Below are 16,072 nucleotides of genomic sequence, written 5' to 3'. Positions count from 1 at the left end.
ACGGCAGGGATCAGACGGCGGTGTAGCCGCCGTCGATCAGGATATCCTGGCCGTTGACGAGGTCACTTGCCGATGAGGCGAGGAAGAGGATCATGTCGGCCACTTCCACCGGCTTGCCGAAGCGTGCGGCAGGAATCTTCGCCTTCATCGGATCGCCCTTGGCGGGGTCACCCCAGACCTGCTCGCCCATGGGGGTGAGGATGACCGTGGGGCAGACCGAATTGATCTGGATGTTGTGCTTCGCCCACTCCACCGTCATCACCTTGGTGAGCATGTTGAGGCCGCCCTTGGAGGCCGCATAGGCGCCGTGCGCCTCGAGGCCGACGACACCCGCCTGCGACGAGATGTTGATGATCTTGCCGCGCTTCTGCCTGATCATCGCCGGCACCACCGTGCGGGCCACGAGGAAGGGGGCGCGCAGGTTCACCGCCATGGTCTTGTCCCAGTCATCGACCGAGGCATCAACCAGCGGATCGATGAGGGCGATGCCCGCATTGTTCACGAGAATGTCGACGGTGCCGAATTCCTTGAGCGCGCGCTGGGCGGCAATCACGGGGTCGGTGGTGCTCGCCATGTCGGCGCTGATCGTCAGGCACTTGCGGCCCGCTGCCTTCACGGCTGCCTCAACCTCTTTCAGGCCGGCGGCATCGCGGCCCACGGCGGCGATGTCGGCACCGGCATCGGCCAGCACCTTGCAGGTCTCGAGGCCGATGCCCTTCGTGGCGCCCGTCACAAGCGCCACGCGGCCTGCGAGGCTGAAGCGCTTCTCCCAATTGCTCATCGTCTTCTCCTTGGTCTTGTTGGACACGAGTTTCAGTCAGCCACCGCTCCGGGTCAACTCCTTCCCCGCCATGGCTTTATTGTGCGGGCGCTTTGCCGCTGGTAAACCCGGCCCATGGCCCCCATCCCCGACCACGATCCCGAAACAGGCGAGATCCGCGAGGGCGCGGGCAATCTCGTCGAGTATTCCGTCACCGACATTTCCCATGCCCTCAAGCGCAGCATCGAGGAACGCTTCGGCCATGTGCGGGTCAGGGGCGAGATCTCGGGCTTCCGGGGTGCGCACTCTTCCGGACATTGCTATTTCTCGATCAAGGATGAAGGCGCCAAGCTCGATGCGGTGATCTGGCGCGGCAGCTTCCAGCGCCTGCGCAGCAAGTTGCAGGAAGGGCTGGAGGTGATCGTCACCGGAAAGCTCACCTCCTATCCCGGCAAGTCCTCCTACCAGATCATCGTCGAGGCAGTGGAGCCCGCCGGCGTGGGCGCGCTCATGGCGCTCCTTGAGGAGCGACGGAAGAAACTCGCCGCCGAAGGCCTGTTCGACCAGGACCGGAAACGGCCACTGCCCTACCTGCCGCAGGTGATCGGCGTCATCACCTCGCCCACCGGCGCGGTGATCCGTGACATTCTCCACCGTCTTCGCGACCGCTTCCCGCGCCATGTCATCGTCTGGCCGGTGCGCGTCCAGGGCGAGACGGCGGCGGCGGAAGTGGTGACAGCCCTCAGGGGCTTCAACGCCATGGCGGAGAAACCCGATGTGCTCATCGTCGCCCGCGGCGGCGGCTCGCTGGAAGACCTCTGGCCCTTCAATGACGAGGCGATCGTCCGCGCCGTGGCGGCGAGCAGCATTCCCGTGATCTCCGCCATCGGCCACGAAACCGATACGACGCTCATCGATCACGTGGCGGACTGGCGCGCGCCCACACCCACCGCCGCAGCGGAAAAGGCCGTGCCGGTCCGCGCCGATCTCGTTGCCGAACTGTCTTCACTCGAGGCCCGCCGCGCCCGCGCCATTGCCCGCGTGCTCGCCGAGCGCAAGCTCCGGGTCGATGCCGCAGCCCGGGCGCTGCCATCGCCGGATGACGTGATGGCGATCGTCCGCCAGCGCCTCGATGCCATCGGCCAGCGCCTGCCGGCGGGGTTGAAGTCGAACCTGCAGCGCCATGCGGTGGCGCTTGCCAACCAGCGCGGGCGGCTGTCGCTCCGCCGGGTGCAGGACCGGGTCGTTGATCTCACCCGCCGCATCACCGATCTGGGCGAGCGGCAGAAGCGCGCCGTGGCCCAGTCGCTCACCCGCCGGAAGGACCGTTTCGCGAGCGAATCGAAGCTCTTGCAGTCTCTCAGCTATCGCTCCGTCCTGGCCCGCGGCTTTGCCGTGATCCGGGGTCCGGACGGAGCACCGCTCCATCAGGCGGCGGCGGTGAAACCCGCCATGCGGCTTGCAATCGAGTTTGCCGACGGCGAGGTGCAGGCCGTGGCCGAAGGCCCGAAAGCCGATGCGGCAGGAAAAGCCAAGGGCAAGGGTCCCGGGCAAGGGTCCCTCTTTTAACTGCCCGCACCCCGCGCTATGGAACCCTGATGAACCGCCTCGAACCCCTGTTGCCGCCCCGCAAGGAGGCCAAGCTGCGCTATCTCGACCACGAGTTCGAGATCCTGCAGGAGGGCGAATTCGTGCGCTGCCTGGTGACGGGCGATCCCATCCGGCTCGACAATCTGCGCTACTGGTCGATCGAGAAGCAGGGCCCCTACAAGTCGGCCCGCGAGGCCTTCGCCGACTACCTCAAGAAAGTGACGTCGGATTAACCATCGCCGGAGAAACCACCCGGCGGGCTCAGGTCATCAGCTTGTGGGCGGCGGCCGTGATGACCCCGTAGACCTGGTCGTGGAAGACCACCGCGAGGTTGGCGCAAAGCAGGATTAGCTGAACGATTTCAACCGTCTGGCGGCGCATCTTGTGCTTGGCCGTGGCATTCCGGAGAATGAAGAAGACGAGGAACAGGGTGTTGACGGCGAGAAGCTGCAGCGCCAGCGGCGGATTCCCCGTGGCGAGGATCCGGTAGAGGCCGTCCCAGTCGGCTGCCCAAAACTGATTGATGAAATTCACGTTCGTGACCCAGAACTCTGAAACGCGCTGCCGTCCTCGAGCCTAGTCCTGAACAATTAAAGAGTTATTGCGCGGAAGCCCCGCTTGAGCGCATGGTCCGGCTCTTTGGCTGGACGTTGTGCCACTGGTGTTCCCTGTTGCGCCGCGATATAAGCCCGGCCTCGTTTGGAGTAGTTTCGATGAAGACCGCATGGACCCCCGACAGCTGGCGCAAATTCCCCGTCGTCCAGATGCCGGATTATCCCGACCAGGAAAAACTGAAGACGGTGGAAACCCGCCTTGCCGGATTCCCCCCGCTGGTTTTTGCCGGTGAGGCCCGCAAGCTCAAGAAGTCGCTGGCCCGCGTTGCCGAAGGCCGCGGCTTCCTGCTCCAGGGCGGCGATTGCGCCGAGAGCTTCGCGGAGCATTCCGCCGACAACATCCGCGACTTCTTCCGCGTCTTCCTGCAGATGGCCGTGGTCCTCACCTTCGCCGGCAAGCAGCCCGTGGTGAAGGTGGGCCGCATCGCCGGCCAGTTCGCCAAGCCGCGTTCCACCCCCACCGAGGTGATCGACGGCGTCGAGTATCCCATTTACCGCGGCGACATCGTCAACGCGCCGGAAGCCACCATGGAAGGCCGCGTGCCCGATCCCGAGCGCCAGATCATGGCCTACCGCCAGTCGGCGGCCACCATGAACCTGCTGCGCGCCTTCGCGCAGGGCGGCTACGCCAACCTCGAGAACGTCCACAAGTGGACGCTGGGCTTCCTCAAGGACTCGCCCGCCTTCGAGCAGTATCAGGATCTCGCCGACCGCATTTCCGAAACCCTGGGCTTCATGCGCGCCTGCGGCATCACCGCGGAAACGGCACCGCAGCTCCGCGCCACGGATTTCTACACCAGCCATGAGGCGCTGCTTCTCGGCTACGAGCAGGCGCTCACCCGCGTCGACTCGACGAGCGGCGACTGGTACGCCACGTCCGGCCACATGCTGTGGATCGGTGACCGCACCCGCCAGCCGGACCATGCCCACATCGAGTTCTGCCGCGGCGTGAAGAACCCGATCGGCCTCAAGTGCGGTCCCTCGCTCAAGGCCGACGAACTGATCCGCCTCATCGATCTGCTAAATCCGCAGAACGAGCCGGGCCGCCTCACCCTCATCGGCCGCTTCGGCGCCGACAAGGTGGAGAAGCACCTCCCCGACATGGTCCGCGCCGTGAAGCGTGAAGGCCGCGTGGTGGTGTGGTCCTGCGACCCGATGCACGGCAACACCATCAAGAGCACGAGCGGCTACAAGACCCGGCCCTTCGATGCCATCCTCAAGGAAGTGCGCGGCTTCATGGCCGTGCACCGCGCCGAAGGCACCCATGCCGGCGGCATCCATGTGGAGATGACCGGCAAGGACGTGACTGAATGCACGGGTGGGCTCCGCGCGCTCCGCGACGAGGACCTGAACGACCGCTACCACACCTTCTGCGATCCCCGCCTCAATGCGGCTCAGGCGCTGGAACTGTCGTTCCTCGTCGCCGAGGAGATCAAGAAGGAACTGGCGCTCCGCCCCCGTCTCGACGACGACGCGGTGGAAGCCGCCGAGTAGGCACTGGCATACCGGATGTATCAAAGGGCGGTCCCGGGGGGCCGCCCTTTTTCGTGGACGGGGATGTGAAGATTTTCAGGCTGGAACAGCATGGGCCTCAGGCGCCATAAAGCGCCGGGGCGAATCCGTTGTGATCTGGGGAGAACAGCATGTCGGTTCGGAAGAAGCTGCGCGAGGAACTGGAAGCACCACCGGAGCTCCGCCGCTTCGGCAGCGGCTGGCTGGCGGGCACGCTGGCACTGGCTTTTTCGCTGGGGGCTCTCGGCGGCGTTCTGATCCTGCGCCAGCCCGCCCTGCTCGGCATGCCGGAACTTGCCATGCTGCGGGATGGGGCTGCCCTCAAGCCCATCCTCATTCTCGTCATGCTCGCGGCTTTCTTTCTCGGCTGCCTCAGCCTTGCGCTCCGCCCCAACATGGTGCTGGGCGGGCTTGCGATCGTCATCACGCTTGTGGCCTCGCTCTGGGCTGCCGCCCCGCAGGTGGGTGACATCACCGGCGGCCGTCACATCTTCTTCGGCCTCGACTTCTTCATCATCAACGTGATCTTCGGCGGCGTACTCTTCATTCCGCTGGAGCGGCTCTTCTCGCAGGTGAAGGGCCAGCCCGTCTTCCGCACCGAATGGCGCGAGGACCTCTTCTACTATTTCGTCTCCTCCATGCTGGTGCAGATCCTCACCTTCACCACGCTCGCGCCCTCGACGGCGCTTGTCGCCACCGGGTGGTTCGACCAGATGCGCCAGTGGATCGACAACCTGCCCTTCCTCGTGCAGGTGCTCGCCATCATGGTGATCACCGATTTCATCCAGTACTGGGTGCACCGCGCCTTCCACCGCGTGCCCTTCCTCTGGGGCTTCCATGCGGTGCATCACTCGGCCAAGGCGATGGACTGGATCGCGGGGGCGCGCATGCACTTCCTCGAGATCATCGTGCTCCGCGCGGCCACCGCAACGCCCGCCTTCGTGCTCGGCTTCTCGCCCATGGCGCTGCAGACCTACCTGCTCATCGTCTATGTCTACTCCACCTTCGTGCACGCCAACCTGAGCTGGAAACTCCCCTTCGTGGAGAAGCTGCTGGTGACGCCGCGCTTCCACCACTGGCATCACGGCATCGAGAAGGAGGCGATCGACGTCAACTTCGCCATCCACTTCCCGCTCTACGACAAGCTCTTCGGCACCTACCACATGCCGGAGGACCGCTGGCCGAAAGGCTATGGCATCGGCGGCCACCCCGTACCCAACGGCTACTGGAAGCAGTTCCTCTATCCCTTCCGCCGCTCGCGCGGGGCTTGAACGGCGCCGCCCCCGTGCATAAATGAAGGTGGCGATGTTACAATTCTGGAGCAGACATGATTGACCTTCATTACTGGCCGACGCCGAACGGCCACAAGATCACGATTTTCCTCGAGGAAGCAGGCCTTCCCTACACCATCCACCGGGTCGACATCGGCAAGGGCGACCAGTTCAAGCCGGACTTCCTGAAGATCGCCCCCAACAACCGCATGCCGGCGATCGTCGATCATGATCCGGCAGGAGGCGGTGCGCCCATCAGCGTCTTCGAGTCGGGCGCCATCCTCCAGTACCTCGCCGAGAAGACCGGCAAGTTCCTGCCCAAGGACATCCGCGGCCGTGCGGAAGTAATGCAGTGGCTCTTCTGGCAGATGGGCGGCCTCGGCCCCATGGCCGGACAGAACGGCCACTTCAACATCTACGCGCCCGAGAAGGTGCCCTATGCCATGGAGCGCTATACCAAGGAGACCTCGCGTCTCTATGGCGTGCTCAACAAGCGCCTCGCCGACCGCCCCTTCGTGGCGGGTGACTATTCCATCGCCGACATGGCGTCCTATCCCTGGATTGTTCCATACGAACAGCACAAGCAGGATCTCGCGCAGTTCCCGCACCTGAAGCGCTGGTTCGAAGCGATCAAGGCAAGGCCAGCGGTGGTGAAGGCCTATGCGCTGGCGGGCGAACGCAAGCCCATGACCGACGAGGAACGCAAGGTGCTCTTCGGCCAGGATGCCTCCACCGTCCGCGCCTGATTGACCGGACGGGTTACGGCGTCGGCGCAAACTCTGCCGCGGTGGATTTTCCGCCGCGGCGGAATTCCCCGAGGATGTGCGAGAACAGCGCCACGAGAACGATCCCGCCACCCACCAGTGTCATGGTGGCGGGTGTCTCATTCATGAAGAGCCACACCCAGAAGGGCGTGAAGGGCACTTCGAGGGCCGCGAGCAGTGTCGCCTCGGCGGCGGGAATGCGCTTCGTCCCGAAGGTATAGAAGATGAGACCCGCCGCATTCTGGCAGGTGCCGAAGGCGGCACAGAGCAGAAGGTCGTGCTGGGAGATCTGCAAGGGTGACGCCCAGCTCAGGCAGAAGAGCGAGCAAAGCCACGCCGAAAGCGCCATGGCCGGCAGCATCGGCAGGTCGCGGTGGCCGCGCATGATCACCGAGAAGATGGCCATGCAGAGCGTCATCAGGATGGCCAGTACCTTGCCGGTGAGTGAACCTCCCCAGGAGCCGTCGAGCGCCGAACCCAGCAGCATCGCGATGACACCCGCCAGCGCCACGAGGCTGGCGATGATGGTGGAGCGGGAGGTCCGCTCGCCGATGAGCAGGAAGGCGACGCCGGCGGTGACGAAGGGCACGGTGGCATAGATCACCATGGCGTCCGCCACGCTGCCGTAGCGGATGGAGCCGATCCCCGTCACCATGCCGCCCGCCGAGAGCACGGCGACGATCAGGCCGGGCACCCCCATGCGCAGGAACTGGCGGACGGCGCCGCCCTTCTCGATCAGCAGGAAGACCAGGAATATGGCGGAGCCTGAGAAAATCCCCCGCCAGAACAACATGGTCATCAGGTCGGCGGAGATGAGCCGGGTGAAGACGCCGGCCGACGACCAGCTGAGCGCCGCCATCCCTGTCAGGATCAGGCCGAGGCGGTGGGAAGACGGGTTGTGGGAGGCGGCCGTGGTCACGATCGCCGCACGCTATCAGGGCGTTAACCCGCCGCCATCCCGGAAACGGCATGGCAACCCTGGAAAAGCGCCGCACTTGACGGCACGGGGGCCTTTCGCGCATGTAATCGCCCCATGACCACCGCCCGCCAGCCTGCCGTTAACATTTGCGGCATTATTATCTGCACCTAGCGTTCATCCCGCTGGCTCGGCGCCGCTTGTCTCACCCCTAAGCAAAGCGATCCCGGAGCCGGCCTCCGAAAGATCGATCATGACCCTCCGCATCTACAACACGCTCTCCCGGACCAAGGAAGACTTCCGTCCCTTGGATCCTGCGAACGTGCGCATGTATGTCTGCGGCCCTACGGTCTATGACTTCGCCCACATCGGCAATGCCCGGCCCGCGATCGTCTTCGACGTGCTCTTCCGCCTGCTCCGCCATCTCTATGGCGAGGCCCACGTCACCTATGTCCGCAACATCACCGACGTCGATGACAAGATCAATGCGCGGGCGCTCCGTGACTATCCGGGCGTGCCCCTGAACGACGCCATCCGCCGCGTGACCGAGACCACCTACCAGCAGTACCAGAAGGACGTGACGGCCTTGGGGTGCCTTCCGCCCACGGTGCAGCCGCGGGCCACCGAGCACATCAAGGGCATGACCGAAATGATCAGTACACTGATCAAGCGTGGCCATGCCTATGAGGCGGCGGGCGAGGTGCTGTTCGACGTCGCCTCCATGCCGGACTATGGCCGCCTCTCCCAGCGCAAGCTCGAGGACCAGCAGGCGGGTGCGCGCATCGCGGTTGACGCCCACAAGAAGAACCCCGGCGACTTCGTGTTGTGGAAGCAGTCGACGCCGGACGAACCCGGCTGGGACAGCCCCTGGGGCCGTGGCCGTCCGGGATGGCACATCGAATGCTCGGTCATGAGCAAGGCGCATCTGGGTGAGGTCTTCGACATCCACGGCGGCGGCCTCGACCTCATCTTCCCGCACCACGAGAACGAGATCGCGCAATCGCGCTGCGCCCATGGCACGGATGTCATGGCGCGCTACTGGATGCACAACGGCTTCCTGCAGGTGGAAGGCCAGAAGATGTCGAAGAGCCTCGGCAACTTCACCACCATCGCCGAGGTGCTGGCGCAATGGCCGGGCGCGGTTGCCCGCTACAACATGCTGCGCACCCACTACCGCCAGCCCATCGACTGGACGGTGGCAAGCCTCGAGGACAGCCAGAAGGTGCTGCGCGACTGGAAGCAGGGCGTGGAGGGTGTTGCGGCTGCCGCTCCCGATGCCGAATGCGTCGAAGCATTGTCTGATGATCTCAACACCCACGCCGCCTTCACGCGCCTTCACGCACTGGCCAAGGCGGGTGAATGGGCCGCTCTCAAGGGCTCGCTGCTCCTGATCGGACTCGATCTCGATGCCGCGAACCTCGGCGAAGAGAAACCGGTTGCCGTTGACGAGGTGAAGGTGAACACGCTCGTTGCGGCCCGTCTCGAGGCGCGCAAGGCGAAGAACTTTGCCGAGAGCGACCGCATCCGCGACGAACTTCTCGCGCTTGGAATCCTGATCAAGGACGTGAAGGACAAGGCGACGGGCGAGATCAAGACCGAATGGGAGGTGCGGCGATGACCGAACCCGAAAAGAAATCCTGGCAGGAGAGCCTGCCGTTTCCGGCGCACTGGCTGGGCTACATCGCGATCAAGGTGATCGTGCTCGCCCTCGTTGTCTATGTGGCGCTCAAGTACAAGGGACTGGTGTGATGGCCCGCGAACGGCTCTATCTCTTTGACACCACGCTGCGCGACGGCCAGCAGACGCCGGGCGTCGATTTCTCCGTCGAGGACAAGCTCCTCGTCATGGCGATGCTTGACCGCCTCGGCGTGGACTACATCGAGGGCGGCTATGCCGGCGGCAATCCCACCGACAACGCGCTCTTTGCCGAACCGCGCCAGACCAAGGCCACCTTCACCGCCTTCGGCATGACCAAGCGGGCAGGGCGCTCGGCCTCCAACGATCCGGGCTTCCAGGCGATCATCAACGCCAAGGCCAAGGCCGCCTGCTTTGTCGCCAAGTCGTGGGACTATCATGTCCGCGTGGCGCTGGGCTGCAGCAACGAGGAGAACCTCGAGACGATCCGCGACAGCGTCACCGCCGCCCGCGCCGCCGGCAAGGAAGTGCTGGTGGACTGCGAACACTTCTTCGACGGCTACAAGGCAAACCCGGCCTATGCCACCGCCTGCGCCAAGACTGCGTTTGAAGCGGGCGCGCGTTGGGTGGTGCTCTGCGATACCAACGGCGGCACGCTGCCGGCGGAGGTATCCGACATCGTCCGTACAATGACGAAAACCGTGCCGGGCAGCCACCTCGGCATCCACGCCCACAACGACACCGAACAGGCGGTCGCCAATTCGCTCGCCGCCGTCGATGCCGGCGTGCGCCAGATCCAGGGCACGTTGAACGGCATCGGCGAGCGCTGCGGCAATGCCAATCTCGTCTCGCTGATCGGCACGCTTGCGACCAAGCCGCACTACAGGGAGCGTTTCGAAACGGGTGTCGATGCGGCGCGCCTGCAGGAATTGACTGCCGTGGCGCGCGGCTTCGATGAATTGCTCAACCGCTCGCCCAATGCGCAGGCGCCCTATGTGGGCAAGAGCGCCTTTGCCACCAAGGCCGGCATCCATGCCTCGGCGCTGGCCAAGGAGCCCGAGACCTACGAGCACGTGCCGCCTGACGTGGTCGGCAACCGCCGCCGCATTCTCGTCTCCGACCAGGCCGGCAAGTCCAATCTGATCGCCGAACTGAACCGCATCGGCATCGAGGTGGCGAAGGACGACACGCGCCTCGATACGCTTCTCCGCGACGTGAAGGAGCGTGAGGCGCAGGGCTATGCCTATGACGGGGCGGATGCCTCCTTCGAGCTTCTCGCCCGCCGGGCGCTGGGCACCGTGCCGCACTATTTCGACGTGCTTTCCTTCCGCACCTCGGTCGAACGCTTCGACGGCGAGATGCACACCGAAGCCGTGGTCAAGGTGAAGGTGGGGAACGAGACCTATCTCAACGCGGGCGAGGGCAACGGCCCGGTGAACGCCCTCGACGTGGCGCTGCGCAAGGACCTCGGCAAGTTCCAGAAGCACATCGCCGACATGGAACTCGTCGACTTCAAGGTCCGTATCCTCAATGGCGGCACGGGAGCCACCACCCGGGTCCTGATCGAAAGCCGCGACGGCAAGGGCAACCGCTGGTTCACCCTCGGCGTCTCGCCCAACATCGTGGAAGCCTCCTTCCAGGCCCTGCTCGATGCCATCATCTACAAGCTGCAGCGCGACGGGGTAAGCCCGTAACTCATCGGGCGAGCAATCAGATTGATCGTCCGTTGCGCGAGGGACTGCTCCCTTGCAAAAATGCCGCGCAGCCATGCGCCACCCCCGAATTGAACCGCGGCGGGGGCAGGGCTAGAGCGGCGCCATGCAAGGCCTGAGCGAATCCCAGAAGGGCATCCTGTATTGTGTCATCGCCCACCTCTTCTGGGGCGGGATGGCGCCCTATTTCGGCTTCCTGCGCCATGTCCATGTCATGGAGATCGCCGTCAACCGCGGCCTCTGGTCGGTGCCCATCGCCGCCGTCATCGTCTGGTGGCTGGGGCAGTGGGGCGACATTGCCCGCATCTTCCGCAACCCCCGGCACTTGGGCATCCTGGCGCTGACCAGCGCCATCATCGTCTTCAACTGGGGCTTCTATGTCTGGTCCATTGAAGTGGGCCGGGCGCTGGAATCGAGCCTTGGCTATTTTATCAACCCGCTCCTCAATGTGATCGCAGGCTATCTCTTCCTGCACGAGCGCTTCACCCGCGCCCAGGTGGTGGCGATTGCGCTCGCGGCGCTTGGCGTTATCATCCAGACGGTGGCAACCGGCGTCTTTCCGTGGCTGGGCCTCATGCTGGGCACGAGCTTCTGCATCTACGGGCTCCTCCGCAAGGTGGTGCCGGTGGGGGCCACGCAGGGCTTTCTCGTCGAGGTGCTCCTGATCGCGCCACCCCTCATGGTGGTGGAATACTGGCTCTTCCAGACCGGCAAGGCCTCCTTCGGCTCCAGCATCGGAACGACGCTGATGCTGATCGGCTGCGGCGGCCTCACGGCAGGGGCGCTGCTTTTCTTCGCCGAGTCCCTGAAGCGCATCCGCTATTCGACCGCCGGCATCCTGCAATACATCTCGCCGTCGCTCGTCTTCCTCACCGCCGTCTTCATGTTCGGCGAACACATGGACCGCTGGAAGCTGCTTTCCTTCGCCTTCATCTGGGTGGCGTTGGCGATCTATTCCTTCTCGGCGATCCGTGCGGAAGCGCGGAGGACTGCCGAGATTCCCGCGACAGTCTGAGGGTTACAGCTTGTCCTTGAGGATGGCGACGGGCGGCTTGTCCTTCGTCATGGCAAGCCGCATCTCGTAGGCCGGAATCACCTCCGCTGCCGTCTTCACCACATCGAGCTTCACCTCGAAGCCGGGGCGGATGAAGCCGTTTCCGGTCATGTCGGCGAACATCCGGGTGAGCGGCGACCAGAAGTTCAGGATGTCCACGAGGATCACCGGCCGGGCATGCTGCTGGAGCTGCGCCCAGGTCAGGATCTCGGCCAGTTCCTCGAGCGTGCCGATGCCGCCCGGCAGCGCCACGAAGCCGGTGGAGCGTTCGAACATCCCCATCTTGCGCTCATGCATGGTGCGGGTGACGATGAGTTCGCTCACCCCCTCCAGCATGCGCTCCTTGGAGACGAGGAAATCGGGGATGATGCCGGTCACGTGGCCGCCTGAGTCGCGCACCGCGCGGGCCACTTCGCCCATCAGGCCAAGGCTGCCGCCGCCATAGACAAGGCCGATTCCCTGTGCTGCCATGGCCTGCCCCAAAAGCCTCGCCCCTTCGGCATATTCCGGCCTGTTTCCCGTGGAAGAGCCGCAATAGACGCACAGGCGGTGCTTGGGTGGAGTCATCTTGGTCCTCTGATTCTTTGCAATCTCAAATGTGAGGGCTTATTAGGACCTAGAGTGGTGACGATCTAGCGGGAAACACCGGTTCGCCCGCCGGGTGGTCGAGGGGCGAAGATTTGGCAGGAAGTGCGGCAATGACGAAAAATACGCCAATTTTGATTTTCACGGGGCTTGCGGTGGCCGCAGCCGGCGTTCTGATTGCCGTGATGACCGGCAACTACCCCGGCGCGCCCGGAAAAGAGCCGCCGGTGGCCGAGGCCCCGGCGACGACCCAGCCCGCGACCCCGCCCACAAACCCGCCCGCCGCCGAGGCTCCGGCCCAGAACAATCAGAGCGCGGCAACTGAAACGCCTGCCGCCCCGGCACAACCCCAGGCTGAAACTCAGCCTGAAACTCAGCCTGAAACTCAGGCTGAAACCCCTGCCGCCGCTCCGGCCCAGAATAGCCAAACCGCCGCCACCGAGACCCCGGCCCAGCCGGCGACAGAGGCTCAGCCTCAGGAGCAAACTCAGGCCCAGACCCAGACCGAAAGCCAGCCCGCGGCCCAGCCGCAGCAGCAGGCCTCGGCCACTCCCGAGGCAGGCACGGCACCCGCCCAGGCACCGGTTTCGGCCACCAATAACAATGCCGACGCCAACGCCAATCCCGATGCGCCGTCCTTCGACACGGTCAACGTCATGCCCACGGGCGAAGCCGTGGTGGCGGGACGTGGCAAGCCCGGCAGCGATGTCGTCCTGAAGTTCGACGGCGTCGAGGTGGGCCGCGCCACCGCAACCGCCGACGGCAGCTTTGCCATCATCCCGGAGAAGCCGCTCCCCATCGGGGCAGGCCAGCTCACGCTTGAAAGCAGCGTCGGCGGCCAGACGCTGATCTCCCAGGACCAGATCGCCATCGTGGTGAAGCGCGACAAGTCGCCCGCCCTCGTGGCCAAGGTTGACAGCGCTTCCGCCGCCCCCACCAAGATCGTGCAGGCCCCTGCCGCCGCCTCCGCCGATGCGGGCGGCGTGGCCAAGGACGTCCAGCTCTCCGCCGTCGACTACGACAGCGAAGGCAACATCGTCTTCCAGGGCCGGGTGACGCCTGGCGGCACGGTGCGCTTCTATGTCGACAACCAGCTTGCGGGCGACGTGAAGTCCGACGAGCAGGGCAACTGGCTCTTCAAGGGCACTGCGCCCATCGCGCCCGGCAAGCACATGCTGCGCGCCGACGAGATCGACGCCACCGGCAAGGTGATCAGCCGCGCCGAACTGCCCTTCCTCCGCGAGGAAGCCAACAAGGTGATCGCCGCCAACGAGGCGAACGGAACGACCGCTGCCGGACAGCCTGCCGCCACCACCACGGCGGAACAGCCTGCCGCCACTGCTCCCGTTCAGCAGCAGACGGCCTCGGCCAGCGAGAGCAGCTCCACCGTCTCCATGAGCGCGGCACCGGGCCAGCCGTCGCGCATCGTCATCCAGCCCGGCAACAATCTCTGGCGCATCTCGCGCGAGGTCTACGGCAAGGGCCGCATGTTCACCGTGATCTGGGAAGCCAACCGCGACCAGATCAAGAATCCCAATCGAATCTATCCGGGCCAGATTCTCGCGGCCCCCAAGAGCTGACGCTGCCCCCGGCAGCGATTGAACCATGAGACGCATGACGGCCACGCCCGCCGACGGGCAAGCTGCTGACGCCAGTCAGTGGCAAACCATGAAGCATCTGATGCCCTATCTCTGGCCGGTGGGGCGCATGGATCTCAAGATCCGCGTTGTGATCGCCATGCTGCTGCTGGTGGCCTCCAAGCTCGTGACGGTGGTGACGCCCTACGCCTTCAAGGCCGCAACCGATGCCCTCACTGCCAAGTCGGGCGTGGAGGTGGCGCTGCTCTCGGTGCCGATCTTCATGGTGCTGGCCTATGGCGTGGGCCGTATCCTCATGGTGGTCTTCGCCCAGATGCGCGATGCCATCTTCTCGAAGGTGGGCCAGCGCGCGGTGCGCCAGCTCTCCAACGAAACCTTCCGCCACCTGCACCAGCTCTCGCTCTCCTTCCATCTCGGCCGCCGCACCGGCGCGCTCTCGCGCATCATCTCGCGCGGCATCAACGGGGTGGATTCGGTCCTGCGCTTCGCCCTTTTCAATACTTTCCCGACAGCGCTCGAGATTGCGCTGGTTTGCGGCGTCATCTCGTATTCCTTCGGGCATCTCTATGTCTGGGTCGTCGTTGCCACGGTGATTGCCTACATCGGCTTCACCTATTGGGCCACGGAACGCCGCATCGGCATCCGCCGCACCATGAACGAGGCCGACAACGATGCCGGCACCAAGGCGATCGACAGCCTGCTCAACTTCGAGACGGTGAAGTACTTCGGCAACGAACGCCACGAGGCCGACCGCTACGACGTCGCCATGGCGCGCTACGAGAAGGCCGCGGTCAAGACCTGGGTGTCGCTGGCCGTGCTCAACGCCGGGCAGGCGATCATCTATTCCATCGGCCTCACCCTCGTCATGGTGATGGCGGCGCGCGAGATCCTCGCTGGCACGCTGACCATCGGCGACTTCGTCATGGTGAACGCGCTGATGATCCAACTCTACATGCCGCTCAACTTCATCGGCTCCTCCTACCGCGAGATCAAGCAGGGCCTCATCGATGTCGAAGGCATGTTCTCGATCCTGCGCGAGAACACCGCGATTGCCGACCGCCCCGGCGCCAAGACCTTTGTGCCCGGCAAGGGCGAGATCGTCTTCGATGACGTGCGCTTCGCCTATGACGAAGAGCGCCCCATCCTGCGCGGCATCTCCTTCACCGTGCCCGCCGGCAAGACGGTGGCCATCGTCGGTCCCTCAGGGGCGGGCAAGTCGACGATCTCGCGCCTCATCTTCCGCTTCTACGACGTCACCTCGGGGCGCATCAGCATCGACGGGCAGGACATCCAGGGCGTGACCCAGGAAAGCCTGCGCCGTGCGCTCGGCATGGTGCCGCAGGACACCGTGCTCTTCAACGACACCATCCGCTACAACATTGCCTATGGCCGCCCCGGCGCCAGCACTGCCGAAATCGAAGAGGCGGCCCGCCTTGCCCAGATCCACGACTTCGTCATGTCGCTGCCCCAGGGCTACGACACGGTGGTGGGCGAGCGCGGCCTCAAGCTCTCGGGCGGCGAGAAGCAGCGCGTCTCGATTGCCCGCACCATTCTCAAGGGGCCGCCGATCCTCGTCCTCGACGAGGCGACCTCGGCCCTCGACACCTTCACCGAGCAGGAAATACAGGTTGCGCTGAAGCAGGTCTCGCGCGACCGCACCACCGTGGTGATCGCGCACCGCCTTTCCACCGTCATCGATGCCGACGAGATCATCGTGCTCGACAAGGGCGTGATCGCCGAGCGCGGCACCCACAGCGGCCTCCTGCGCAAGAAGGGCCTCTATGCCGCCATGTGGAACCGCCAGCGCGAGGCCGACGAAGCGCGCCGCAAGCTCGCAGAGAACCTCGACCTGCGCGGCCCCACGGCCGAGCAACTGGCGCTGCAGACCCATACGTAAGCCACCTTTTTGCCGTCACGGCCCACGCATGTGGGCCGCGAGTCTTGGATCACAGCCTCCTGCTGATTGCGCTTTCGGCAAAGACTCATCCTCCACATGCGTGGAGGATGACGGTCTTCCCGGGTGTTACGGTAAACACCCCCTGAATCAAGATTTGCGAAACC

At 64.8% G+C, this 16,072-nt stretch carries 15 protein-coding genes; 11 read left to right on the top strand and 4 right to left on the bottom strand.

Annotated features, from left to right (window positions below; genetic code table 11):
• Nucleotides 1–10 precede the first annotated feature (10 nt).
• Entirely contained in the window at nt 11–808 is a 798-nt protein-coding gene (locus QM801_RS17440) for an SDR family NAD(P)-dependent oxidoreductase (protein WP_415020476.1), read from the bottom strand.
• An 87-nt stretch (nt 809–895) separates the two neighbouring features.
• On the opposite strand from QM801_RS17440, the gene xseA reads away from it, so the two are divergent.
• The gene (gene xseA / locus QM801_RS17435) at nt 896–2,329 is read left to right on the top strand and encodes an exodeoxyribonuclease VII large subunit (protein WP_415020475.1); all 1,434 of its coding nucleotides are present in this window, start codon (nt 896–898) and stop codon (nt 2,327–2,329) included.
• 29 nt (nt 2,330–2,358) lie between these two features.
• On the top strand, nt 2,359–2,583 hold the full coding sequence (locus QM801_RS17430; protein ID WP_415020474.1) for a DUF2093 domain-containing protein: 225 nt from the start codon (nt 2,359–2,361) through the stop codon (nt 2,581–2,583).
• A 28-nt stretch (nt 2,584–2,611) separates the two neighbouring features.
• Here the strand turns inward: QM801_RS17430 and QM801_RS17425 are convergent, their stop codons facing one another.
• Nucleotides 2,612–2,884: a hypothetical protein gene (locus QM801_RS17425; protein WP_415020473.1), complete on the bottom strand. Its 273-nt coding sequence runs from the start codon at nt 2,882–2,884 to the stop codon at nt 2,612–2,614.
• 179 nt (nt 2,885–3,063) lie between these two features.
• Here QM801_RS17425 and QM801_RS17420 point away from each other — a divergent pair, with 179 nt between their 5' ends.
• The 3 genes from QM801_RS17420 (at nt 3,064) to QM801_RS17410 (ending at nt 6,493) form a co-directional block, all read left to right on the top strand.
• Complete coding sequence (locus QM801_RS17420) at nt 3,064–4,458, top strand: class II 3-deoxy-7-phosphoheptulonate synthase (RefSeq protein ID WP_415020472.1); 1,395 nt, start codon at nt 3,064–3,066, stop codon at nt 4,456–4,458.
• A 149-nt stretch (nt 4,459–4,607) separates the two neighbouring features.
• Nucleotides 4,608–5,747, top strand: coding sequence for a sterol desaturase family protein (locus tag QM801_RS17415; RefSeq protein WP_415020471.1), 1,140 nt, complete (start codon nt 4,608–4,610; stop codon nt 5,745–5,747).
• Nucleotides 5,748–5,803: 56 nt separating this feature from the next.
• Complete coding sequence (locus QM801_RS17410) at nt 5,804–6,493, top strand: glutathione S-transferase N-terminal domain-containing protein (RefSeq protein ID WP_415020470.1); 690 nt, start codon at nt 5,804–5,806, stop codon at nt 6,491–6,493.
• Nucleotides 6,494–6,506: 13 nt separating this feature from the next.
• On the opposite strand, the gene QM801_RS17405 is transcribed toward QM801_RS17410, so the two are convergent.
• The gene (locus QM801_RS17405) at nt 6,507–7,430 is read right to left on the bottom strand and encodes a DMT family transporter (RefSeq protein ID WP_415020469.1); all 924 of its coding nucleotides are present in this window, start codon (nt 7,428–7,430) and stop codon (nt 6,507–6,509) included.
• Between the two features lie 250 nt (nt 7,431–7,680).
• On the opposite strand from QM801_RS17405, the gene cysS reads away from it, so the two are divergent.
• The 4 genes from cysS (at nt 7,681) to rarD (ending at nt 11,789) form a co-directional block, all read left to right on the top strand.
• Complete coding sequence (gene cysS / locus QM801_RS17400; RefSeq protein ID WP_415020468.1) at nt 7,681–9,045, top strand: cysteine--tRNA ligase; 1,365 nt, start codon at nt 7,681–7,683, stop codon at nt 9,043–9,045.
• A complete protein-coding gene (locus QM801_RS17395; protein ID WP_415020467.1) occupies nt 9,042–9,176 on the top strand; it encodes a hypothetical protein in 135 nt (44 codons plus the stop codon). The genes cysS and QM801_RS17395 overlap by 4 nt, the downstream gene beginning before the upstream one ends.
• On the top strand, nt 9,176–10,756 hold the full coding sequence (gene cimA / locus QM801_RS17390; protein WP_415020466.1) for a citramalate synthase: 1,581 nt from the start codon (nt 9,176–9,178) through the stop codon (nt 10,754–10,756). Before QM801_RS17395 ends, cimA begins: the two co-directional genes overlap by 1 nt.
• A 124-nt stretch (nt 10,757–10,880) precedes the next feature.
• Nucleotides 10,881–11,789: an EamA family transporter RarD gene (gene rarD / locus QM801_RS17385; RefSeq protein WP_415020465.1), complete on the top strand. Its 909-nt coding sequence runs from the start codon at nt 10,881–10,883 to the stop codon at nt 11,787–11,789.
• A 3-nt stretch (nt 11,790–11,792) separates the two neighbouring features.
• Here rarD and QM801_RS17380 read toward each other — a convergent pair whose 3' ends face one another.
• Nucleotides 11,793–12,395 carry a TIGR00730 family Rossman fold protein gene (locus QM801_RS17380; protein WP_415020464.1) on the bottom strand — a complete coding sequence of 201 codons (603 nt, stop codon included), beginning with the start codon at nt 12,393–12,395 and terminating at the stop codon, nt 11,793–11,795.
• Nucleotides 12,396–12,526: 131 nt separating this feature from the next.
• Between QM801_RS17380 and QM801_RS17375 the strand changes: the two genes are divergently transcribed.
• On the top strand, nt 12,527–13,993 hold the full coding sequence (locus tag QM801_RS17375) for a LysM peptidoglycan-binding domain-containing protein (RefSeq protein ID WP_415020463.1): 1,467 nt from the start codon (nt 12,527–12,529) through the stop codon (nt 13,991–13,993).
• Between the two features lie 34 nt (nt 13,994–14,027).
• Entirely contained in the window at nt 14,028–15,908 is a 1,881-nt protein-coding gene (locus QM801_RS17370; RefSeq protein ID WP_415020948.1) for an ABCB family ABC transporter ATP-binding protein/permease, read from the top strand.
• Nucleotides 15,909–16,072: the final 164 nt, after the last annotated feature.

It is taken from the genome of Aestuariivirga sp. (assembly GCF_047600585.1).
Lineage (GTDB): Bacteria > Pseudomonadota > Alphaproteobacteria > Rhizobiales > Aestuariivirgaceae > Aestuariivirga.
Note: the sequence above shows the minus strand (reverse complement) of the source record. Positions and strands in the feature narration are given on the sequence as shown.

Coding starts and splice junctions, on each gene's coding strand:
- xseA (WP_415020475.1), top strand. CDS start 896: ATGGCCCCCATCCCCGACCACGATCCCGAAACAGGCGAGATCCGCGAG.
- rarD (WP_415020465.1), top strand. CDS start 10,881: ATGCAAGGCCTGAGCGAATCCCAGAAGGGCATCCTGTATTGTGTCATC.
- QM801_RS17415 (WP_415020471.1), top strand. CDS start 4,608: ATGTCGGTTCGGAAGAAGCTGCGCGAGGAACTGGAAGCACCACCGGAG.
- QM801_RS17410 (WP_415020470.1), top strand. CDS start 5,804: ATGATTGACCTTCATTACTGGCCGACGCCGAACGGCCACAAGATCACG.
- QM801_RS17375 (WP_415020463.1), top strand. CDS start 12,527: ATGACGAAAAATACGCCAATTTTGATTTTCACGGGGCTTGCGGTGGCC.
- cysS (WP_415020468.1), top strand. CDS start 7,681: ATGACCCTCCGCATCTACAACACGCTCTCCCGGACCAAGGAAGACTTC.
- QM801_RS17430 (WP_415020474.1), top strand. CDS start 2,359: ATGAACCGCCTCGAACCCCTGTTGCCGCCCCGCAAGGAGGCCAAGCTG.
- QM801_RS17420 (WP_415020472.1), top strand. CDS start 3,064: ATGAAGACCGCATGGACCCCCGACAGCTGGCGCAAATTCCCCGTCGTC.
- QM801_RS17370 (WP_415020948.1), top strand. CDS start 14,028: ATGACGGCCACGCCCGCCGACGGGCAAGCTGCTGACGCCAGTCAGTGG.
- QM801_RS17395 (WP_415020467.1), top strand. CDS start 9,042: ATGACCGAACCCGAAAAGAAATCCTGGCAGGAGAGCCTGCCGTTTCCG.
- cimA (WP_415020466.1), top strand. CDS start 9,176: ATGGCCCGCGAACGGCTCTATCTCTTTGACACCACGCTGCGCGACGGC.
- QM801_RS17380 (WP_415020464.1), bottom strand. CDS start 12,395: ATGACTCCACCCAAGCACCGCCTGTGCGTCTATTGCGGCTCTTCCACG.